The organism is Pauljensenia sp. 27098_8_83 (assembly GCF_041432695.1).
Classification (GTDB): domain Bacteria; phylum Actinomycetota; class Actinomycetes; order Actinomycetales; family Actinomycetaceae; genus Pauljensenia.
In genome coordinates this window covers 22,060-41,472 of the sequence record NZ_JAPWAD010000025.1, presented here as the reverse complement: position 1 = coordinate 41,472, position 19,413 = coordinate 22,060, and the positions used below count along the sequence as shown (strand labels likewise).

Annotated in this window: 9 protein-coding genes and 2 tRNA genes; 4 read left to right on the top strand and 7 right to left on the bottom strand. The window is 65.9% G+C overall.

Annotated features, from left to right (window positions below; all coding sequences use genetic code 11):
- Window positions 1-1,398: 1,398 nt before the first annotated feature.
- Window positions 1,399-2,277 (bottom strand): Mbeg1-like protein, encoded by an 879-nt coding sequence (locus O3656_RS08945; RefSeq protein WP_500063649.1) that lies wholly within the window; start codon window positions 2,275-2,277, stop codon window positions 1,399-1,401.
- 123 nt (window positions 2,278-2,400) lie between these two features.
- Here O3656_RS08945 and O3656_RS08940 point away from each other — a divergent pair.
- The 4 genes from O3656_RS08940 to O3656_RS08925 all read left to right on the top strand — a co-directional run bounded on the left by O3656_RS08940 (window position 2,401) and on the right by O3656_RS08925 (window position 9,984).
- A tRNA-Ile gene (locus tag O3656_RS08940) sits at window positions 2,401-2,477 on the top strand.
- A 30-nt stretch (window positions 2,478-2,507) separates the two neighbouring features.
- The gene (locus O3656_RS08935) at window positions 2,508-2,642 is read left to right on the top strand and encodes a DLW-39 family protein (protein ID WP_285098988.1); all 135 of its coding nucleotides are present in this window, start codon (window positions 2,508-2,510) and stop codon (window positions 2,640-2,642) included.
- Window positions 2,643-2,653: 11 nt separating this feature from the next.
- Window positions 2,654-2,726: transfer RNA gene (locus O3656_RS08930), tRNA-Ala, on the top strand.
- A gap of 409 nt (window positions 2,727-3,135) precedes the next feature.
- On the top strand, window positions 3,136-9,984 hold the full coding sequence (locus tag O3656_RS08925) for an SdrD B-like domain-containing protein (protein WP_500063651.1): 6,849 nt from the start codon (window positions 3,136-3,138) through the stop codon (window positions 9,982-9,984).
- Between the two features lie 1,206 nt (window positions 9,985-11,190).
- Here O3656_RS08925 and O3656_RS08920 read toward each other — a convergent pair.
- Genes O3656_RS08920 through O3656_RS08895 form a run of 6 tightly spaced genes read right to left on the bottom strand, consistent with a single transcriptional unit; the run spans window position 11,191 to window position 19,399 of the window.
- Entirely contained in the window at window positions 11,191-11,832 is a 642-nt protein-coding gene (locus tag O3656_RS08920) for a phosphatase PAP2 family protein (RefSeq protein WP_500063648.1), read from the bottom strand.
- A gap of 20 nt (window positions 11,833-11,852) precedes the next feature.
- Complete coding sequence (locus O3656_RS08915) at window positions 11,853-12,284, bottom strand: YchJ family protein (protein WP_500063647.1); 432 nt, start codon at window positions 12,282-12,284, stop codon at window positions 11,853-11,855.
- Window positions 12,281-13,318, bottom strand: a complete 1,038-nt coding sequence (gene trxB, locus O3656_RS08910; protein WP_500063646.1) for a thioredoxin-disulfide reductase — start codon at window positions 13,316-13,318, stop codon at window positions 12,281-12,283. Before trxB ends, O3656_RS08915 begins: the two co-directional genes overlap by 4 nt.
- An 18-nt stretch (window positions 13,319-13,336) precedes the next feature.
- A complete protein-coding gene (locus O3656_RS08905; RefSeq protein WP_500063645.1) occupies window positions 13,337-16,447 on the bottom strand; it encodes a lipid II flippase MurJ in 3,111 nt (1,036 codons plus the stop codon).
- Window positions 16,444-18,942, bottom strand: a complete 2,499-nt coding sequence (locus O3656_RS08900; RefSeq protein WP_500063644.1) for a DUF6049 family protein — start codon at window positions 18,940-18,942, stop codon at window positions 16,444-16,446. Before O3656_RS08900 ends, O3656_RS08905 begins: the two co-directional genes overlap by 4 nt.
- Window positions 18,929-19,399: an NUDIX domain-containing protein gene (locus O3656_RS08895; RefSeq protein WP_048677501.1), complete on the bottom strand. Its 471-nt coding sequence runs from the start codon at window positions 19,397-19,399 to the stop codon at window positions 18,929-18,931. Before O3656_RS08895 ends, O3656_RS08900 begins: the two co-directional genes overlap by 14 nt.
- Window positions 19,400-19,413: the final 14 nt, after the last annotated feature.

Here is a 19,413-nt window from a genome sequence, read left to right as displayed (position 1 = left end):
TGTGTGGCGGTGGTCCTGCCAACCCATGCTGGCCCTGCCAACCCATGCTGGCCCTGCCGCCGCCCGCGGGTGCTGCATCTCGGTCCTGTGGTTGCTCCGGTTCCTTCCGCACTTGTGGTGCCAGTTGTGGTGTCGTGGCTAGCCCCAACTCTGCCTCGTGTTCGGTACAAAATTCTCCCTGCTCGGCTTCTTGGTGGTGAAAGCGGTACAAAACTCTCCCTGCATGCGTAGATTGCGCCAAATTGGGCCATTTCGGTTGTGCTGGGAGAGTTTTATACCGGAAATGCGGCGAGAGGGGGCGTGCGGGGAGAGTTTTATACCGGAAGTGGGGCCGTGCAGCTCGTGCTGGGAGAGTTTTGTACCGAAGTGGCGCGGCGTGGTTCTTGTTGAGTGAATAGTGTCGTGCCCAGGCGTAGTCCTCGAGCCAGTTGGCGGGCTATGGCAGCGCCCTGGCGCTGCTCACGGGCACTGCGGCTGGGCTCTTCGGGTCCGCTGGCACCCTCCACACCAGTGGGGTCAGGTCGCTGATGGGTAGTGCACTGGAGGGCCTACGTCTGCACGCGCGAAAAAGTTGCCCTGCGTCGCTGTTAGATCGTGAAAGCGCGAAAAAGTTCGCCCCGCGCGCTCACAACACCCCAAATTCGGCGTTTTTGCGCGTGCTGGGCGAGTTTTTTCGCGGAAGAGCCGCCGTAGGGGCCGTGCTGGGCGAGTTTTTTCGCGCCAAGCGGCCCTGCGCCGGTCTTGGAGGCGACGCGGCGCACTTCGGGCTGGCTGCGATGGGGGTTTTGCACTACATGACGCCCTTCTGCGGCGTGTCGTCGGCGTGTCGGACCCCCGTGTCGTGCAATTCCCCCCGATTGGTGACGGCGCGGCCGCTGTTCGAGGTGGTATGGCGCCCAAATCGCAGACCACCTCGGTGAAAGACGTTGAAAATGGGGTGTTGTGGGCGAGATGGTCTGCGTTTTGGGCGCACCAGTGTCTGGCGGTGGTGCGTTGTTCGTACGTGAACCCGCTTTTGCGAGCGGTCACCCGCTCTATCGCACGTGAACCTGCAACTTAGCGCGTGGGCGGGGTCGCCCAGGCTCGCATGAGCGGGTTAACGTGCGCATGAAGGGGCCCACGTGCGCATTGGTGGGACCCGAATGGGGCCGAGTCGCGTCGTGAGGGCTGGATTCGTCGCCGTGGGAGTGATCATGAGGGGCGCTGGTGGCAGCTAGGCCCCACCACTGGCAGCCTTAACCCGCTCATGCGCAGCTAAACCCTATTGGTGGCATGGTGGGCAGCCCGCCTAGGCCACCGCCTGTCGGGTTAACGTGCGCATGAGCGGACCCATGTGCGGATTAGCGGGTGAACGTGCGCGACAAACGGCCCAAGTGGCCACCTGTGGGAGCGGCGTCGCTAGATGGTGCCAATCCGCGTCGGGCGGGTCTGAAGCAATGCGCGAAGAACACTCCGCAACACGCGGCCCGACCGTGATGGCTGACGCCCATCCAGCTCCAAGGAGGCGCCGTCCAGGCACCACGCATAGGGGTTATGACTCAAAGGACCAGGCCACCCAGATGCCACGACCGTCGTCGGCGCGGGCAAGGGAAGCAGCGGGCTCACCCACGAGCCTGCCGTCACGTAGATACGCATACGCCCATTGATGCCGCGAAAAAACCCGCCGTCGATGACAGGACCAGGGAAACCAAGTGGATCGAACGCATAGACGCCGTCCACAATCGGGGGAGTGGTTGTAGCAGCCGCATACAGCGCGAGGTTCGCGCCCTTCGAATGCCCGACCACGACGATCGGTCCCGCAGCGCGCGACGCCGCATACGCGAGGTAGTTGGCGGCCCACTGCTGCGAATCAGTCGGAAAATCGAGAACAAAGCGGGCATCCTCCGCCCACCCCACCGCGCTCGCATCCGTGCCGCGGAAGACCACGTAGGTGGTCCCGGCCTCGTCGATGAAGGTGGCGGCGCCGAACTGAGCGAGTGGGTGCGTACCCAACCGCGTGACCGCATCGCGCACGCGGAGCCCCCCGAATCGTGCGCTGCAGCCGGCCGCCTCGAGCAGCTGACGATCCGCGTGCGTCGGTGATGAATAGCGATACAGAGAAGGGATGGACGAGGCCTGGGCGACCTCCCGGAGCAGGCAGCCGCGCGGGGAACGAGGCCCGGGCAGCGCGTGGAAATCCACGTAGACCAGGCAGGTCAGGGCGAGGGCGTCGGCGGGGGAGAGGTCCGCCTGAAGCGGCGAGTGAGCCTGGCGAACGTAGTCAAGGATCGTTGCCACGACGCGCTTATTCCTTCCTGTGAGAGCGGTGAAAACTCGTCGTGTTCGACGTCACGAACTCTCGATTTTGCCGGATGGCCCTGTGCTGTGTACTATATCCGAGTGCCCGAAAGGGTGCCGGTTGGGCCTATAGCTCAGTAGGTTAGAGCGCAGTCCTGATAAGACTGAGGTCGGTGGTTCGAGCCCACCTAGGCCCACCATCCGCAGGCGAGCGAAAGCGGAGGATCATTATGAAGAAATGGGTCACCTGTTGTGTGGCTGTCGGATCCGTCGTGGCCGTAGGCATCGTCGTTCGACAAATTCTCGTTGATCTTTCCGACAATGCTGACCTGTGGACGTCCGTGACGGACACCGTGGAGGACTGAGTTCCTCCAACGGGGCTATGGCGCAATTGGTAGCGCACCTGCTTTGCAAGCAGGGGGTTACGGGTTCGAGTCCCGTTAGCTCCACGTTTTACCCGCAACCTGATGGTTGCGGGTTTTTTGTTTGTGAGTTTCATCAATCCGTATGGGGCGAAGGTCCTGATGGGGCCCGATTGTGCAGTCGAAAACGATTTGTCCGACCACCTGGTTATTCGTGGGATAACGACGAGGCCGTTGTCCACAGAGCTGCAAAGTGGCCTATTAGCCGTCGTCATGACCGCTGTTTTTCCACAGCCTTGTGCACAGTTGTGTATAAACCGTGTGGACGGTTGTTTGCCACGCTGACCTCACTGCATAAAAACTGACCTGACAGAGGGAAGTGAGAGGGCTCCTGACCTCAGCAAATACCTCCTTCACACTTGCTGTGAAACCCGTAGAATTGGCGCGGAATATGCTGTTTTCGCACACTCAGGAGAAGTCTGTGCACATCAATCACATGTGGTCGAAGGCATCCAAGCCAGCCCAGCTGCTTGCCATGCTCGTCACGACCGCCCTCGTCATGATTGGCGTCACGACGCTGCCCACCTATGCGGCAGCGCCGACGCTCAAGCTCGCAATCAATCCCGATACGACCTCGTACCTCTCCGGGGTCGAGCAGCGCTACGTCGTCGAGTTCTCGTGCGCCTCCACCACGGAGGACTGCCTCGACTCGCTCGTTACCATCACACTGCCCCACACCGTGACGCCCGCGGGTAACTCGAACCTCGACTCGGCCCCCGAAGGCGTCAACGCCACGGCCACCGCCGGCAAGAAGGTCGTTACCCCCACGATCACGGCGCCGACCGCTAATGCCGACGGCCTCGTCACCTACAACCTCGGAACCGTCGCCGCCGGCTCCTCGTTCCAGACGGTCCTGACCTTCACCGCCCCGCGCGGAGTGACCCCCGGCGGCTCGACCGTCACCCCGGTCGCAACCTTCACCTCCGGCGAGAGCAAGCAAACCTCGCAGGCGACCGTGACGATCAAGTCCGAGCCGACGCCTCTCCTGAGCAAGACCGGCCCGGTTGCTACCCCCAAGAACGTCGACGTGACGTACCAGATCACGCCGAAGTACGACACCAACGTGGACGGCCTCAACGGCAAGTCCAACATGACCGACGTCGTCATCACCGACCCGCTGCCGCAGTGCGCGACGTACGTGTCCTCCTCGGCCTCGGGTAACACTAAGACGAACACGGCCGCGACCGTCGAAAGCTCCTACGACGCCGCGACCCACACCGTCACCTGGAACGTCGGTGACGTCAACCCCGCGTTCATGAACATCGTCCTGTCCGTCACCGTCCACTACGACGACACCTGCACGGAGGACACCGTCACCAACACCGCGAAGCTCACCGGCTCGGAAATGCACAACGAGACAAACGTTGTCACCGCCGACGCCTCCTTCACGCACCGCTTCGACAGCGAAGTCCGCTACGGCGGCGGCTTCAACAAGCGCGCCATGAGCCAGTTCGAGCGCGGCAAGCAGGGCAACTGGCTGTACAGCTACTCCAACACCTCCAACGTCCCGGTCGTCATGGAGTACACCGACTACATGACCTGTGGCCTCGTGTCCCCGACCGACGGCTCCAAGGACTGCTCCAAGCCCCTCATGCGCGTCAAGACGATGGACACCCAGACCACGACGCCCATCGAAATCACCTACTGGACCAACAAGGGCAACACCGGTACTCAGACCATCTACCGCGGCAAGGCATTCGACTTCTCCTCCTTTGCCGCCGACGAGTACCTGACCGTCTTCCACTACAAGCAGACGATCCCCGCCGGTGAGTCCTCGATCCTCAACGTCGCCGGCCCGGTCGGCGCAGGCACCCCCACGACCGAGGACGGCACCACCTACGTCCAGGCCGACACCAACTCCGCCGCATGGAAGGCCGGTAAGTCCGACCAGTACGTGCGCGTCCAGAACTGTGTCTCCGACTGGTCCATGAAGTCCCTCGACGGCTCCCGATCCATCCAGATCCCCGCCGACGACTACTGCGACATCCTCACGCTGGGCACCGCGCTGCCCAAGTACTACAACGCCAAGTCCACCATCAGGGGCAACCTGGCGTCGCCCGGCTCCGAGGTCACGTTCAGCGTCACCGCGAACAACACCTCGACTATCGTCGACTCCCAGCCCGTCATCTCCGACCTGCTGCCCTGTGGCATGACCTTCGTCGAGGGCTCCGTCACGGGCGGCCCCTCCGGCAAGGACAAGACCGTCACGGTCCGCGACGTCACCGACGCCACCGGCTGCACCCGCCAGCTCGTCCAGGTCACGTGGCCCGGCTACCAGACCAAGGGTGGCACCACCATCCAGCTGCGAGGCAAGGTCGGTTCTTCGATGAGCGCCGGCACGCACAGGAACGAGGCCTACATCTCCGCGGCCGAGCCCGAGTACGCGCTGACCTCCAAGACGACGACCATCTGCTTCTACGGCTCCACCGACGACACCTACGACGTCAACGGTGACGGCAAGACCACCGACCAGGTCTGCCCCGTCTCCTCGACCTTCACGGTCTCCGAGCAGGCCGGTGCCGACGTCGTCCTCGAAAGCCTCGGCTCCATCGAAGGCTCGACCTACAAGAAGTACACCGACGGCGTGTCCGTCATCCGCCAGGGTGAAGACGGCCAGTACCGCATCACCCCCACCAACTCCGGTAACGCGGACCTGTCCGACATGACCGTGTACGGCATCCTGCCCCACGTGAACGACACCGCCATCCAGGGCTCTGATCCCCGCGGCTCCGAGTGGGAACCCATCCTCACCGGCCCCCTCCAGGTTGGCACAGGCTCGGGCATCGACCCCTCGCAGGTCACCATCGAGTACTCCACCTCCTTCAACCCCTGCCGCGGCGAAGTCATGAACCAGGGCGACGCCATGGCAGCCGGCCCCGCTGGATGTGACAACAACTGGACCGCCACCCCGGCCTCGTGGGCCGACGTGAAGTCCTACCGCATCTACATCAACGGCAAGGCCACCCCGATCAAGGCCGGCGCCTCGATCCCGGTCATCGCGCCCATCAAGGCCCCCGATAACGCGACCGGCATCGCCTACGAGTCCGTCGCCATCGCGGCCACCCAGGCCTCGAACAACCGCGCCATCCTGCCCGCCGAGCCGATCAAGGTCGCCATCGCCCTCGCGCTCGACGTCGCGCTCAACAAGACCGTCGTCTCCGACGCGTCCAACCTGAAGCCCGGTGACCAGGTCACCTACCGCATCGACGCCGGCAACATCGGCCAGGGCAAGGCCCCCGACCTCAAGGTTAAGGAAGCCTTCCCCGCAGGCACGACCTTCGTGTCCGCCGAGACGCACAAGTGCACCTCGGGCTACACGAGCGGCCTGCCCCAGGAATGTCAGGGAACTGACGAGGCCGGCACCTTCGACGGCACCACGTGGGCCATGGGCGATATGCTCGCCGGCGAATACGCCTCGCTCTTCGTGACCGTCACGCTGAATGCGGGCACCGAAGGCAAGACCCTGAACAACACGGCTTCCTTCGCGAACCCGCCCGGGTACGACCTCGTGCCCGGCAACAACTCCTCGACGGCGTCCATCTCCGTCAAGCACCGCGTCTCCGGCAAGGTGTACTACGACGCGAACGAGTCCTCCTCGTACAACAACGGCGAGGAGCCCTTCAAGGACATCACGGTCCAGCTGATCGGCACCGACGGTAGCGTCGTGGCCACCACGACGACCGATGCGGACGGCAACTACTCCTTCACCGGCCTCGACCCCGGGACCTACACGGTTAAGGTCACCAAGGCTGGCGAGCTGGCCAACCTCGACCAGACCGAGGACCCGGACGGCACGAAGGACAACGCCTCCGGCGCGATCACCCTGAACGCCGACCACCCCGTCCAGGAGAACGTCAACTTCGGCTACGTCAAGAAGCACGCGATCTCCGGCGCCGTCTACCTCGACCAGAACCGAGACAAGACGAAGAACACGGGCGACATTGACCTGTCCGGTGTCACCGTGAAGCTGGTTGACCCCTCCGGCAACGTCGTGGCCACCACGACGACCGACGCGGACGGCAACTACTCCTTCACCGGGCTGAGCGACGGCACCTACACCGTCCAGGTCGACAAGACCGGCCCGCTCGCCGACACCGAGCAGACCGAGGATCCCTCCGGTCAGGCAGACTCCCGTTCGCGGGCCATCACGTTTACCCGCTCCGATCCGGATGTCATCAACGTCAATTTCGGCTACGCCGAGGACTACACGGTCTCTGGCACCGTGTACTACGACAAGGACCGCTCCGAGACCCTCAACAACTCCGAGCCCGGCTTCGACGGCATCACCGTGAAGCTGCTCGGCGAGGATGGCCAGGTCGTCGCGACGACCACGACGAAGGCGGACGGCACGTACTCCTTCGCCAAGCTGCCCGCCGGCAAGTACACGGTGAAGGTGGAGCCCTCCGACCTGCTCAAGAAGCTCGAGCAGACCGAGGACCCGGACGGCACCAAGGACAACACCTCCGGTGTTGTCGAGGTCAACCACGACAACCCCTCCGTGAAGAACGTGAACTTCGGTTACGCCACGAACTACACGATCAAGGGCACCGTCTACCGTGACGCCGACCGCTCCGAGACCCTCGAGGACGGCGAGAAGCTCTACCAGGGCGTGACCGTCGACCTCCTCGACGCCTCCGGTCACGTCGTGGCCACCACGACCACCGACGCTCACGGCGCCTACGCCTTTACCAACCTCGAGGAAGGCACCTACAAGGTGCGTGTCCGCAAGGAAGGCCCCATCGCCGACCTCGTCCAGACTGAGGACCCCGATGGCACCAAGGACAACACCTCCGGTGACATCACCCTCGAGCTGAACGATCCGATCAAGGAGAACGTCAACTTCGGGTACATCTCGAACAACTCGATCTCCGGCACGGTCTACCGCGACGACAACCGCTCCAACTCCCACAATGGGGGCGAGGCCGGCTACCCCGAGCAGACGGTCCAGCTCCTCGACAAGGACGGCCAGGTCATCGCGACCACCACGACCGACGCGAACGGCAACTACTCCTTCGACAACCTGCCCGACGGCACCTACTCCGTTAAGGTCGTCAAGGACGGAGCCCTGACCGACCTCGAGCAGACCGAGGATCCGGACGGCACCAAGGACAGCGCCTCCGAGCTCATCGTCCTGAACGAGGACAACCCCACGAAGAAGAACGTCAACTTCGGCTACGTGCCCGACTACTTCATCAAGGGAACGATCTACCGCGACGGCAACCGCTCCGGCGCGCTCGACACGGACGAGAAGCTCTACGAGGGCGTAACGGTCAACCTCGTTGACGCCGACGGCAACGTCGTCGCCACGACCACGACCGACGCGAACGGCACCTACTCCTTCGACAAGCTCCCCGCGGGCACCTACTCCATCAAGGTCGTTCAGGATGGCCCCATCGCCGGCCTCGAGCAGACCGGTGACCCGGACGCCACGAAGGACAACGCCTCCGAGCCCATCACGCTGAACAACGACAACCCGTCCAAGACGGACGTCAACTTCGGCTACGTGAACAACAACTCCCTGTCGGGCACCGTCTACCGCGATGACTCGCGCAACGGCGACCAGGACGGCACCGAGCCCGGATACTCCGGCGTCACCGTCCAGCTCCTCGACAAGGATGGGCAGGTCATCGCCACCACGACGACCGACGCGAATGGCAAGTACTCCTTCTCCAAGCTGCCCGACGGCACCTACTCCGTCAAGGTCGTCAAGGGCGGCGAGCTCGCCGACACCGAGCAGACCGAGGACCCGGATGCTACGAAGGATGGTGCCTCCGAGCCGGTGACCCTGGGTGAGGACAACCCCACCAAGGACCACATCGATTTCGGTTACGTGCCGGACTACTCCATCCACGGCCTCGTCTACCGCGACGGTGACCGCAACGAGACGCATGGCGCGGGCGAGAAGGGCTACGCCAACCAGACCGTCGAGCTGCGCGACAAGGACGGCAAGGTCGTTGCGACCACCACGACGGACGCGAACGGTGCCTACTCCTTCTCCAAGCTGCCCGCCGGCGACTACACCGTCAAGGTCGTCAAGGACGGTGCCCTCACCGACCTCGACCAGACCGAGGACCCGGACGGTACCAAGGACAGCGCCTCCGGCGTCATCTCGCTGAGCAACGACCACCGCACCCGCACGGACGTCAACTTCGGATACATCGCCAACAACTCCATCAACGGCACCATCTACCGCGACGGTGACCGCGACGGAAAGAAGGGCGACAACGAGGGACGCTACTCCGGCGTGACGGTCCAGCTCCTCGACGCCTCCGGAAACGTCGTGGCCACCACGACGACCGACAAGGACGGCAAGTACTCCTTCGAGCACCTGCCCGACGGCACGTACTCCGTCAAGGTCGTCAAGGACGGCGCCCTGGCCGACACCGACCAGACCGGCGACCCCGACAACAAGCTGGACAACGCGTCCGAGCCGATCACCCTCGATGAGAAGACCCCCACCAAGGGCGACGTCGACTTCGGCTACGTCCCGAACAACACCATCAAGGGAACCGTCTACCGCGACGACAACCGCGACAAGATGATCGACGGTGACGAGCCCGGCCTCGAGCGCGTGAGCGTCCAGCTCCTCGACGAGGACGGCAACGTCATCCAGACGCTCGACACCGACGCGGACGGCAACTACGCCTTCCAGCACCTGCCCGACGGCAAGTACACCGTCAAGGTCGTGCGCCCCTCGTCCATCAAGGACTACGACCAGACCGAGGACCCCGACGCCACCATCGACGACACCTCCGCGGTGTACACGATGGGCCCGGAGAACTCCCTGCAGGAGAAGGTCAACTTCGGCTACGTTCCGGACTACTCGATCGCCGGTCGCGTCTACCGCGACTTCGACAAGTCCGGCTCCTACACCGACGGTGAAGAGACCTTCTCCGGCGTGACGGTCGACCTGCTCGATGCCTCCGGAAACGTCGTGGCTACCACGACGACCGACCGGGACGGCAAGTACTCCTTCGAGAAGCTGCCCGCCGGCACCTACCGCGTCAAGGTCCACCCGGACGGCGACCTCGCTGGCCTCGACCAGACCGAGGACCCGGACGGCATCGCCGACTCCATGTCCGGTGAGATCACGATCGGCTTCGAGAACCAGTTGGTCACCGGCGTGAACTTCGGTTACGTCGCGCCCGACGCCCCGGCCGTGGAGCCGAGCCTGAAGCAGCGTCTTGCACGCACCGGCTTCGACGGCCTGGTCGGTGGCGCCGGCCTGGGCGCCGCGGCCGCGGGAGGCCTCCTCCTGTGGATGCGTCGCCGCCGCCAGGGCTGACGGTCATTCGGCCTGAGCCTCGACGAGGCAGTGGCTGAGTGAGGGGCGGGTACTTCGGTACCCGCCCCTTTGGCGTGCCCGGGTGTTCGTGTGGCTGGTGCTTGTGGCGCCGCTGGTGTTCCGGGCGCCGTCGGGCCCGGCCGCCCGCGAGATCGCCACACGCGAGCCTGAAGGCTCGGAGTGGTCGATCTCGAAGCCCGCCCGTGCCCTCCGGACCCTCCGGCGCCCTCCACACCAGTGGTGCCTGCGGTGCTGTGCGTGGCGGCGCGTCTTCTCGATGCCCGGCCAGGCCCCGCAGGCCTCGCGGCGGCCTCCAATCGGGCGGTGCTTATTGTCTGTGTGGTGGCGGCCAGGCCCTGCCGCCACCCACCGGCACCGCGGCCTGGCCCTGGGTTGCTGTATGCGGCCCAGTTGTGGCTGTCAATCATCAATTTCGCATGCAATTCCCCTGAGAGTATTTCAAGTATTGAAATCTAATCGTTGATATTCTGCGGTTTTTGAGCTTGTGTTGGTTTGTGCCGTGGGGGAATTGCATGCGACTTTTGCCTATCCGGGCTCTACTGCCGCTCATCAATTCCGCACGTAATTCCCCTGCAGCTTGTTCAAACATTGAATTTGCATCGTTGGAATTGCAATGTTTTTGGGTGGTCTCGAAAAATGACCGTGGGAAATTATGTGCGAAATTTGTGTGGGGTGGTCTCGGTGTCGCGTCTCGAAGCCTCGCCAGGCCTTGAGGCCGTCCACCGGCACCGGCGCGGGTACCTGCGGATCCCCGGGGGCCTTCCATTCCACGCCGGTGGCGCCTGGTGTGCTGTTGTGCCGCCTAGCTCGATCTCCGCCTCGCGTTCGGTACAAAATTCTCCCTGCCGGCTTCTTGGTGGTGAGAACGGTATAAAACTCTCCCTGCATGCGTAGAATGCGCCAAATTGGGCCATTTCGGGCGTGCAGGGAGAGTTTTGTACCGAACATGCGGTGAGGTCGGGCGTGCGGGGAGAGTTTTGTACCGGAAGCGGCCCCGCGCGGCTCGTGCTGGGCGAATTTTGTCTCGCCAGTGGGCCAGATGGGCTGGCGTCGGGCGATCTGTGTCCGAACTTGTCTCCGCGTGTGAGCCCCGCACGACCCCGCACGCTGCCTCCAACAATCCGCATGCAGAAGCGCCCGGGGCGGTGGCCCCGGGCGCTCCCAGCAACAAATAAGCTCCGACAACTACCTGAACAACCTCAGGGCATTCGGCCCGATCATGAACGGCGCCAAGATCATCGACGAGCCCAGTCCCACGCCGAAACCGCCAATCACGTCCGTCACCCAGTGGACGCCCAGGTACAGGCGCGTCACGCAGATGAACACGATGAACACGAGGGCGGCGGCCCACAGCAGGTAGCGGAGGTGACGACCCAGGCGCGTCATCGTCAACACCAGGACCAGCGACACGATCAGTGCGGTCACCGCCGTGGCATGACCCGACGGGAACGAGTAGCCATCCTCGGTGATCAGCCGGTAGGCCTCTTCCGGGCGCGGACGCGAATCAATGTGCTTGATGATGTAGCCATTGATCCCCGAGAAGGCCACGGAACCCAGGATGTACAGGGCGTGCATGACCTTCTTGACGAGCCACCACACGAAGGCCGCTACGGCCACCGCCACGATGACGGCGCGCTTGGGATCGAAGAGCCACGACGCGCCCGTCATGAACGTGTTCATCGCCGGGGTACGCGACGCAATGAAGTCATTCCAGACCGTCGTATCGATCGGCAGGGGGCTCGTGATAAACCCACCAGCGACGGCGACAGCCGCGACGAGGAGAACCCCGATAACGAGAGGGGGAGTCAGGAATCGACGAACAATCATAGTGAAATCCTACCGTAGTGTCAGTCGTTTGCGCCGTACTCGTACACCCAGCGCCCAGCCCGCCGCGAGAAGCGCGAACGCTCACGCATCTGCCCGGTTTCGCCGGTGGCCACATCACGCCACGAGGCCACGAAGGTGACGGTGCCCTCCTCGTCGGAAGGACCCCCGGCCTCGGCCCCCAGGATCCGCAGGCCCGTCCACTGCGTCCCCTCCACCCAGAACGGGGGAGCGGGGCGCGTGCGCGGGTGCCACGTGCGGAACAGGTAGTCCTCGTCGCGCAGCGCGAACGCCGTGTAACGCGACCGCATGAGCGCCTCGGCGGTCGGAGCCGCCTCCCCATCCAGGTAAGGCCCGCAGCACTGCGCCAGCAGCGCTCCCGACCCGCATGGACAGGTACGAGGCCGGGGCACGCCAGCGCTCGCAGCGCCGGGGGCAGCGGGGGAGGAGATCACGCCTGGTCGCCCAGAGAAGCCAGCCAGCGCTCCGCATCCAGGGCGGCGCGGCAGCCGGAACCGGCGGCCGTGATGGCCTGGCGGTACGTGTGATCCACGGCGTCACCGCACGCGAACACGCCCGCCACGGACGTGCGCGTCGACGGCTCGTCGACCGTGATGTAGCCGGCCTCGTCGAGGGCGACCTGGCCACGCAGGAAGCCCGTGCGCGGCAGGTGGCCGATCGCGACAAACACGCCGTCCACGGCGATCTCGCGAGTGGAGCCATCCACCGTGGAGGCCAGGCGCAGGCCGGTCACGGACTCGTCACCGAGCACCTCGGCGACGGTCGCGTTCCACTCGAAGGAGATCTTCGGGTTGTTCAGGGCGCGCTCAGCCATGACGCGCGAGGCGCGCAGGGCGTCGCGACGGTGCACGACGACGACCTCGGACGCGAAGTTCGTCAGGAAGGTCGCCTCCTCCATTGCGGAGTCGCCGCCGCCGATGACCGCCAGGCGACGATCCTTGAAGAAGAAGCCGTCGCAGGTCGCGCAGTAGGAGACGCCGCGGCCGGAGAACTCCTCCTCGCCGGGCACATTCATGTGACGGTACTCCGAGCCGGTGGCCAGGATGACGGCGCGCGCGTAGAAGACCTCGTCTTCGGTCGCCACGGCCTTCACGTCGCCCTCAAGGTTGACGGCGATGACGTCCTCGTAGCGCACGTCCGCGCCGAACTTCTCGGCCTGCTCGCGCATGTTGTCCATGAGCTCGGGGCCCTGGATACCCTCGGGGAAGCCGGGGAAGTTCTCGACCTCGGTCGTGTTCATGAGCGCGCCGCCCGCCGCCAGCTGGCCAGCCAGAACGATGGGGGCGAGGCCCGCGCGGGCCGTGTAGACCGCGGCCGTGTAGCCGGCGGGACCCGAGCCGACGATGACGACGTCGTGGACGGTGGCACCCTCGGGCACCTCGGCCGACGGGATCTGCACCTCGGCGGCCTTAGGGGTGGCCTCGGTGGGTTCGGCCGTCACAAGGCCCGGAATCGCAACGAAAGACATGCGTACCCTCCTTAGGGGTTACTGAACGGTGAGTTCGGAGATCCACGCCCAGTTGCGGCCGTCCTGGCCCTTGGGCATCGAGCGGAACTGCAGCGCGATCGAGTCGGTTTCGACAGGTGTCGGGAGCTTAATCGTGGTCGTCGGAGACAACGCCGACGTGGCCAGTTCTGTTCCACCGCGCGGGTTCGACGGGTCCGTGACGTTACGCACGACGACCTCACCGCCGGAGGTGGCCGGATCCATGTTGAGCGTCACCGAGGACACGGTGGCCTTCTGCTGCAGCTTGACGACGATCGTCACGGAGGTCTCGTCGCGGAACTGGTTAGTGTCAAACCAGCGCGAGGACCACGACGTGGACGGGTTCGAGTCGATCATGTTGATTGCGCGGTCCGGGTGGTCGCCGTCGTCGTTGTTCCACGACAGGACCTGCACGGAGGAGATCACGGGCGTCACGGACTCGGTCGGGGGAGGCGTCGTTGTGAGGACGGGTGCGGGTTCTGCGCCGGATTCCTGGGCGTTCACGCCGTCGCGCAGCGACTGGCCGAGATCCAGGTTGGTGACCGGTCGCGTCGCCATCCACGGTCCCCAGATCGCGCCGAACAGGAACAGCACGACACCGAAAATGAGGGCGGGTCGCGTCGGGTCGATCAGCTTCGCGGAGCGCTCGGGCTTGGAGTTGTCCTCGCCGGACGAGGCCGGGGCAGCCTGTGCGGGAGCCGCTGGGATGGGCGGAACAGAGTCCATGACCTCGGTCGGATCATCGACCGGGGGAGCGGGGATCGCGGCCTCGGCCGCCGGCTGCACGCGGGGGATCTGGTGCGTGGCGGGCGCGTCTGTGAGGGGTTCGGGGTGCGGGTAGTCCTCGGGGTTAATCTCGCTCTCGCGCTCGTATCCGCTGGCCGCGGGTGCGGGTGGCGGGGGAGCGAGCGGGAAGGCTGCTGCGGCGACCTCGGCGCTGTCCGTGGCACCGGTGAGGGGCTCGACGCCCAGCTCTGCGAGGGACTCGGCCATCGATCGGCCGTCCGGCTCAGGGGCCGGGTCCGCGTCGGGGGCCGGAATGGGGTCGGTCTGCGGTGCGGGGATCGTGTCCGCGTCGGGCAGGGGGATGCCCTGCGCCTGGGCGATGGCCTCAACAGCGGGCGCTGCGATGGCCTCGGCAACGACGGGATTCTCGACGGGAGCCTGCGTCGCGGGGCCGAATGCCGGGACCTCGGCGGGTGTCGGAATGGGCGGAGCGTCAACCGATTCGTCATTCGACGAGGCGGGGGGCACCGGGGGAGCGGGAATCGGCGAGTCGGCGACGACCTCGTCGAACGACGGCAGTTTCTTCTCGTCGCCGGTGCGTTCGGGCGTGGGAGCCATCGGGTCCTCCGTCTGGTCGGGTGTGTGTCCCGCCATTATCGCAGCTGGGTCGGGGGTCGCAGTGGAAGACGCTGCCAGGATGTTCACCACAGCGGCGGGCACGTGCAGGCGCGTGAGCAGTGGGCGCATCATTGCAGCGGATTCGCGGGGTGCCGCGAAGCGTAGGACGATCAGGTAGACGAGGCCGGTCACCGCCGAGACGACGGAGAGCTTGACGCCCGCCAGCGCCATCCGTCCCAGCGTCGAGGAGACGCCCGTGTGGATGCCCATGATCCACAGGACGCCGAAGCCGACGAGGCCGGCGACGACCGCGCTGCCCAGGTAGGAGACGTAGGAGCGCAGCAGTCCCGCGCGATCCACGAAGCTATTTTCACGCGAAACCCACACGACGGCGATAACGCCCTGCGTGAGGCGGCACGCGGTCTCGCCGAGGGCGGCCGCGACGACCCACCAGCGCGCGCCGGTGAGGGCGTACATGGACCAGCCGACGATGACCTGGATGATGGTGGGACCGATGCCCATGAGGAACACGGGCTTGACGTCCTCGTAGGCGAAGAAGACGCGCTGGCTCATGAGGACCATGCCGGTCGACGCGACGCCGGGCATCAGCGAGGCCAGGACGAGGGCGTAGCCGGTGACGGCCTCGGGATCTCCGCCCTTGGCGGCCATCGCGATCTCCATCATGGGGACGGATCCGGCCATGAGCATGGCTGCTGCGACGAGGGTCAGCGACGTGATCGTGCGCACGCCCAGGTGGTAGCTGTCGGCCACCGCCCGGTCGTCGCCGTCGGCCACGGCACCGGCCATGCGGGTGAAGATCGCGGTCGTCAGGGACACCGTGATGAGCGACTGCGGGACCATGAAGATCATGAAGGCCGTCGAGTAGGCCAGGATGCCGACGACGCCGCCCTGCGCGCCGCCATGGCCGATGAAGCCGTCGGCCATGGCCGCCAGGTTGTTCGTCGACAGGACGCCGACTTGGGAAACACCCAGGGTCGCGAACGTCCATCCGGCCACGCGCGGCATCGAGCCAAAGGACGTTCCGCGGAAGTGGAAGTCCGGCTTGAAGGACACGCCCGCGCGACGCATCGGCCACAGCAGGCACAGCGCCTGGCAGATGACGCCCAGGGTCGCTGAGCCCGCGAGGACCCAGAACTGCGCGCCTGTCAGGTCGCCCGCGGGGATGCCGCCGTCGGGTGCGCCGCCCCAGATCACGAGGAAGAGGCCGAGGCCGGCGATGCCGACGACGTTGTTGACAACCGGTGCCCACATGTAGGGTCCGAAAATCTCGCGGGCGTTGAGTAGCTCGCCGAGCAGGTTGTACAGGCCGTAGAAGAAGAGCTGGGGCAGGCACAGCAGCGCAAACAAAATCGCGAGGTTGCGGATGTCCTCGGTGTAGCCGGCGGCCGTGATCATGACGAGCACGGGGGCCAGTACCATCGTCGCAAAGGTCACGAGGAAGAGGAGTGTTCCCGCGAGGGTGAGCAGCCGGTTGACGTAGGTGTCGCCGTCGTGGCGGCGCTTGATCGCCCCCACGATCTGCGGGACCAGGACGGCGTCGAAGATGCCGGATGCCAGCAGGTTGAACACGGTGTTGGGCAGCGTGTTCGCCGTCTGGAACGCGGCACCGACACCGCCGGCGGTCGCGCCGACTGCCGCGATCAGCATCGCGTTACGGATGAATCCGAGGATGCGCGACACCATGGTGCCCGACGCCATGAGCGCCGATGCCCTCAGGATCGATCGGCGAGGCGTATTCGAGCTCATGGGGTCTCCTTCGTCGTTGTCGTCGTTGTCGTCGTTGCTGTCTCGGATTCGGTGTTGTCGTCTGTGGGTGCCGAGGCCTCGTCGGAGAGCGTGTCGTCGCTGGCCTCGGGCGGGGACTGCGGCTCGTGGGATCTGGCGTCATTGGGCGCGCCCTGCGTCTTGCGGGCGGCCCGCTTGCGTAGCGAACGGGTGATGCCGACCAGGAAGAGCGCTGCGAAGAGGGAGGCGATGACGGCGGTGATCGCGTCCTCCCACCCGGCGCGCATGCGCACGGTCACGGTCTGGGAGTCGTCCAGGATGTGGCCGTCCGGCGTCGTGACCTTGTAGGTGACCTCGATGTCGCCGCTGCCGATCGCGCCCACGGGCACCTCAACCGTCGTCGCCCCCTGCGCGGCCAGCGTCTGGTACTGCGCCGGGGTGGCGCGCAGACGCGGGTCGTCGGGCACGAGGGTCACGTCGACGTGGACCGGCCACGGCAGGTTGTTGCGCACGAGGACGGGAAAGTTCGCGGACTTGTTGATGAGGTTGACGGCCGAGGATGGTTCGACGGTCACCGCGGAGAGCATGCCCGTGATCTGCGACGTCATCGCGGTCGCCGAGTCGAGCTGTTCGGAGGGGGTGAGCTGCGCGGCCAGGGAGGGCAGGATCTGGGGCGTCACCGATTCGTAGACGGCGTCGGGATCGTCCGTGGCCTTCGCGAGAGGCACGAGGCTGGTCAGGGACGAGGCCATGGCCTCGATCGCGGTGGACGTGTCCGCGTCGAGCGTGCCCGCGCCGACGGTCTGACGTTCAACGTCGGTGGGCTCGCTGGCGGCGATGTCGCTGAAAGTCTGGGCGGAGACCCAGCGCGGGGAGAAGAGGGCGTTGACACGCTTGGTGAGGGACTCGTTGACGGTCGTGCCGCGCGCGGCCGCCGCAAAGAGAGTGCGCGACGAGGAAGGGCGTTCGCGCGCGATGATCGCCGTGATCGCCGTGAGGGCCTGCTCGGCGTCGAGCTCGTCGCCTCCGGAGGCGTTCCACGACAGGATTGCGGCCAGGTCGGCCTGCTGGGCGAGGGTGCGCGCGCCCGTTCCGTCCGTCGAGGTCTCTCCGGTGGCGGGGTTGACGTTCACGCGCGCGTAGGAGGTGAAGGTGACTTCTTCGGCGGGGGTAAGCGCCGAGGCCGGAGCGATCGTGATCTGGTCGGTCGAGGCATAGTTCGACAGGAATGACGTGCCAAAAGTCGTGTCGGCGGGCCATGCGACGTTGCGCAGGATCGTGGGGCCCGCGTCTGGTGCGGTCGTCGTCGTGCCGCTCTGCCCGGATGGGGATGATGACGCTGAGGCGCTGGGGGTTTCCGTGGCGCTCGCGGAGGGTGAGGGGGTGGGCGACGCGGGTGAGGCCGTGGGTGAGGGGGCGGGTGAGGGGGCGGGTGAGGGCGTGGGGGCGACCCAGCCGGCCTCGCGCAGGGACGAGGGGAAGCTCGCGATCGAGTGCGATGCGCGGTCCCAGAAGCCCGTGTTGCCCGACAGGGCGAGGGCACCGAGGTCGGCGTCGCCCTCCGGGAGCGCGATGAGCTCGTTTGCTGCCCCCATGAGGGCGGACACGAAGGCCTCGGACTGGAGGTCTCGCGCACGCTGCGCGGGGTCCGTGGCCGTGGGCGCGGGGGTCGGGGTGGGGGAGGAGGACGGGCTCGGCGAGGCCGTGGCTGCGCCCGATTGCCCCGATTGGGTGCTGGGATGACCGGATTGCCCCGATTGGGTCTCGGAGGTATCGGAATCGGGCGAGGGGCTCGGCGAGGCGGTGGGCTGCGGTCCGAGCGGGATGAGCAGCGGGTCAACGGCCAGGGTGACGCCCGGGGAGGCGGCCAGATTCAGGACTGCGGAGCGCTCACTCTGGTCCTGGGTGGCGCTCGTCGAGGTCCAGGGGACCACGGCGTTGACGCGCGAAGCAGAGACCTGGGCGCCCGAGTCCCACACGAGGATTGAGCGGTCCTTGCCGGAGTACTCGCCGGAGTTGGCGGCCACTGTGATGACGCGCGGTCCCCACTCGGTTGCGTCGGTCAGGGGGAGCGAAGAGGTGGGGATGCGGATCTCGAAGGAGACCGTGGCACCGCGGACGACGTCGGTGAGCGAGGAGGACGCGGCGTGCGTGGCGTCGGGTTCGTCCTCGGTGAGCGCCGTCGTGAGCGCGGCCACCGAGATCGGTGTCTCGTTGGCGACGAACACCTCGAGGGAGATATTCGCGAGAGTGGTCGGCGAATCGTTGTGAACCGTGCCGGACACGACCACTTCGTTCTCGCTCGTCAGGATGCGAGGGGAGAGCGAGTTAATCGAGATGACGAGACCGGATGCCTCGGCCGCCGCGCCCATCACTGCGGGGCGCGACGCGTCGGACTGAGAAGAGGTCACCGTGGGCAGGGGGGCGGCCCCGGCCTCGTGCAGTCCGAGGCCGAAAGGAAGAGCCATCGCCGCGCACGCGGCGGCCACCCGCAGCGCGCGCCTAGTCACGGCCATCCCGATACAGCAGGTCCAGGGCGATGCGCACGATGCGACGCTCGTTGGGGTAGGCGAGCTGGCGCGACACGTCGCGCAGCGGCACCCACGCGGCCTCCTCGGCCTCGTGATCCGGATCCCCGTCGACGGTGATCGTGCCGGACTCGTACCCCATCAGGTAGTGGTGGACGACCTTGTGGACACGGCGGTCGTTGCCGGAGAACCAGTAGTCGATCGACGCGAGGTGGCGGATGATGCGCCCGTGGATGCCTGTTTCCTCGGCGACCTCGCGCAGCGCGGCCTGCTGAGGAGTCTCAGAACCCTCGAGGTGGCCCTTGGGCAGGCACCACTCGATGCGGCCCGCCCGATTGCGCCGCGCGATCAACGCCGCATAGGGAATTCCGTCACGCACGTCGACGACGATGCCGCCCGCGCTGGTTTCCGCGGAAATCGGCAGATGAGAGCGGCCAGCGCGCACAGAAGCGGACCGAC

What these genes read in the sequence shown, in the direction of transcription:
- O3656_RS08935 (WP_285098988.1), top strand. Translation starts at nt 2,508, where the DNA reads ATGAAGAAATGGGTCACCTGTTGTGTGGCTGTCGGATCCGTCGTGGCC.
- O3656_RS08925 (WP_500063651.1), top strand. Translation starts at nt 3,136, where the DNA reads ATGTGGTCGAAGGCATCCAAGCCAGCCCAGCTGCTTGCCATGCTCGTC.
- O3656_RS08920 (WP_500063648.1), bottom strand. Translation starts at nt 11,832, where the DNA reads ATGATTGTTCGTCGATTCCTGACTCCCCCTCTCGTTATCGGGGTTCTC.
- trxB (WP_500063646.1), bottom strand. Translation starts at nt 13,318, where the DNA reads ATGTCTTTCGTTGCGATTCCGGGCCTTGTGACGGCCGAACCCACCGAG.
- O3656_RS08905 (WP_500063645.1), bottom strand. Translation starts at nt 16,447, where the DNA reads ATGAGCTCGAATACGCCTCGCCGATCGATCCTGAGGGCATCGGCGCTC.
- O3656_RS08900 (WP_500063644.1), bottom strand. Translation starts at nt 18,942, where the DNA reads ATGGCCGTGACTAGGCGCGCGCTGCGGGTGGCCGCCGCGTGCGCGGCG.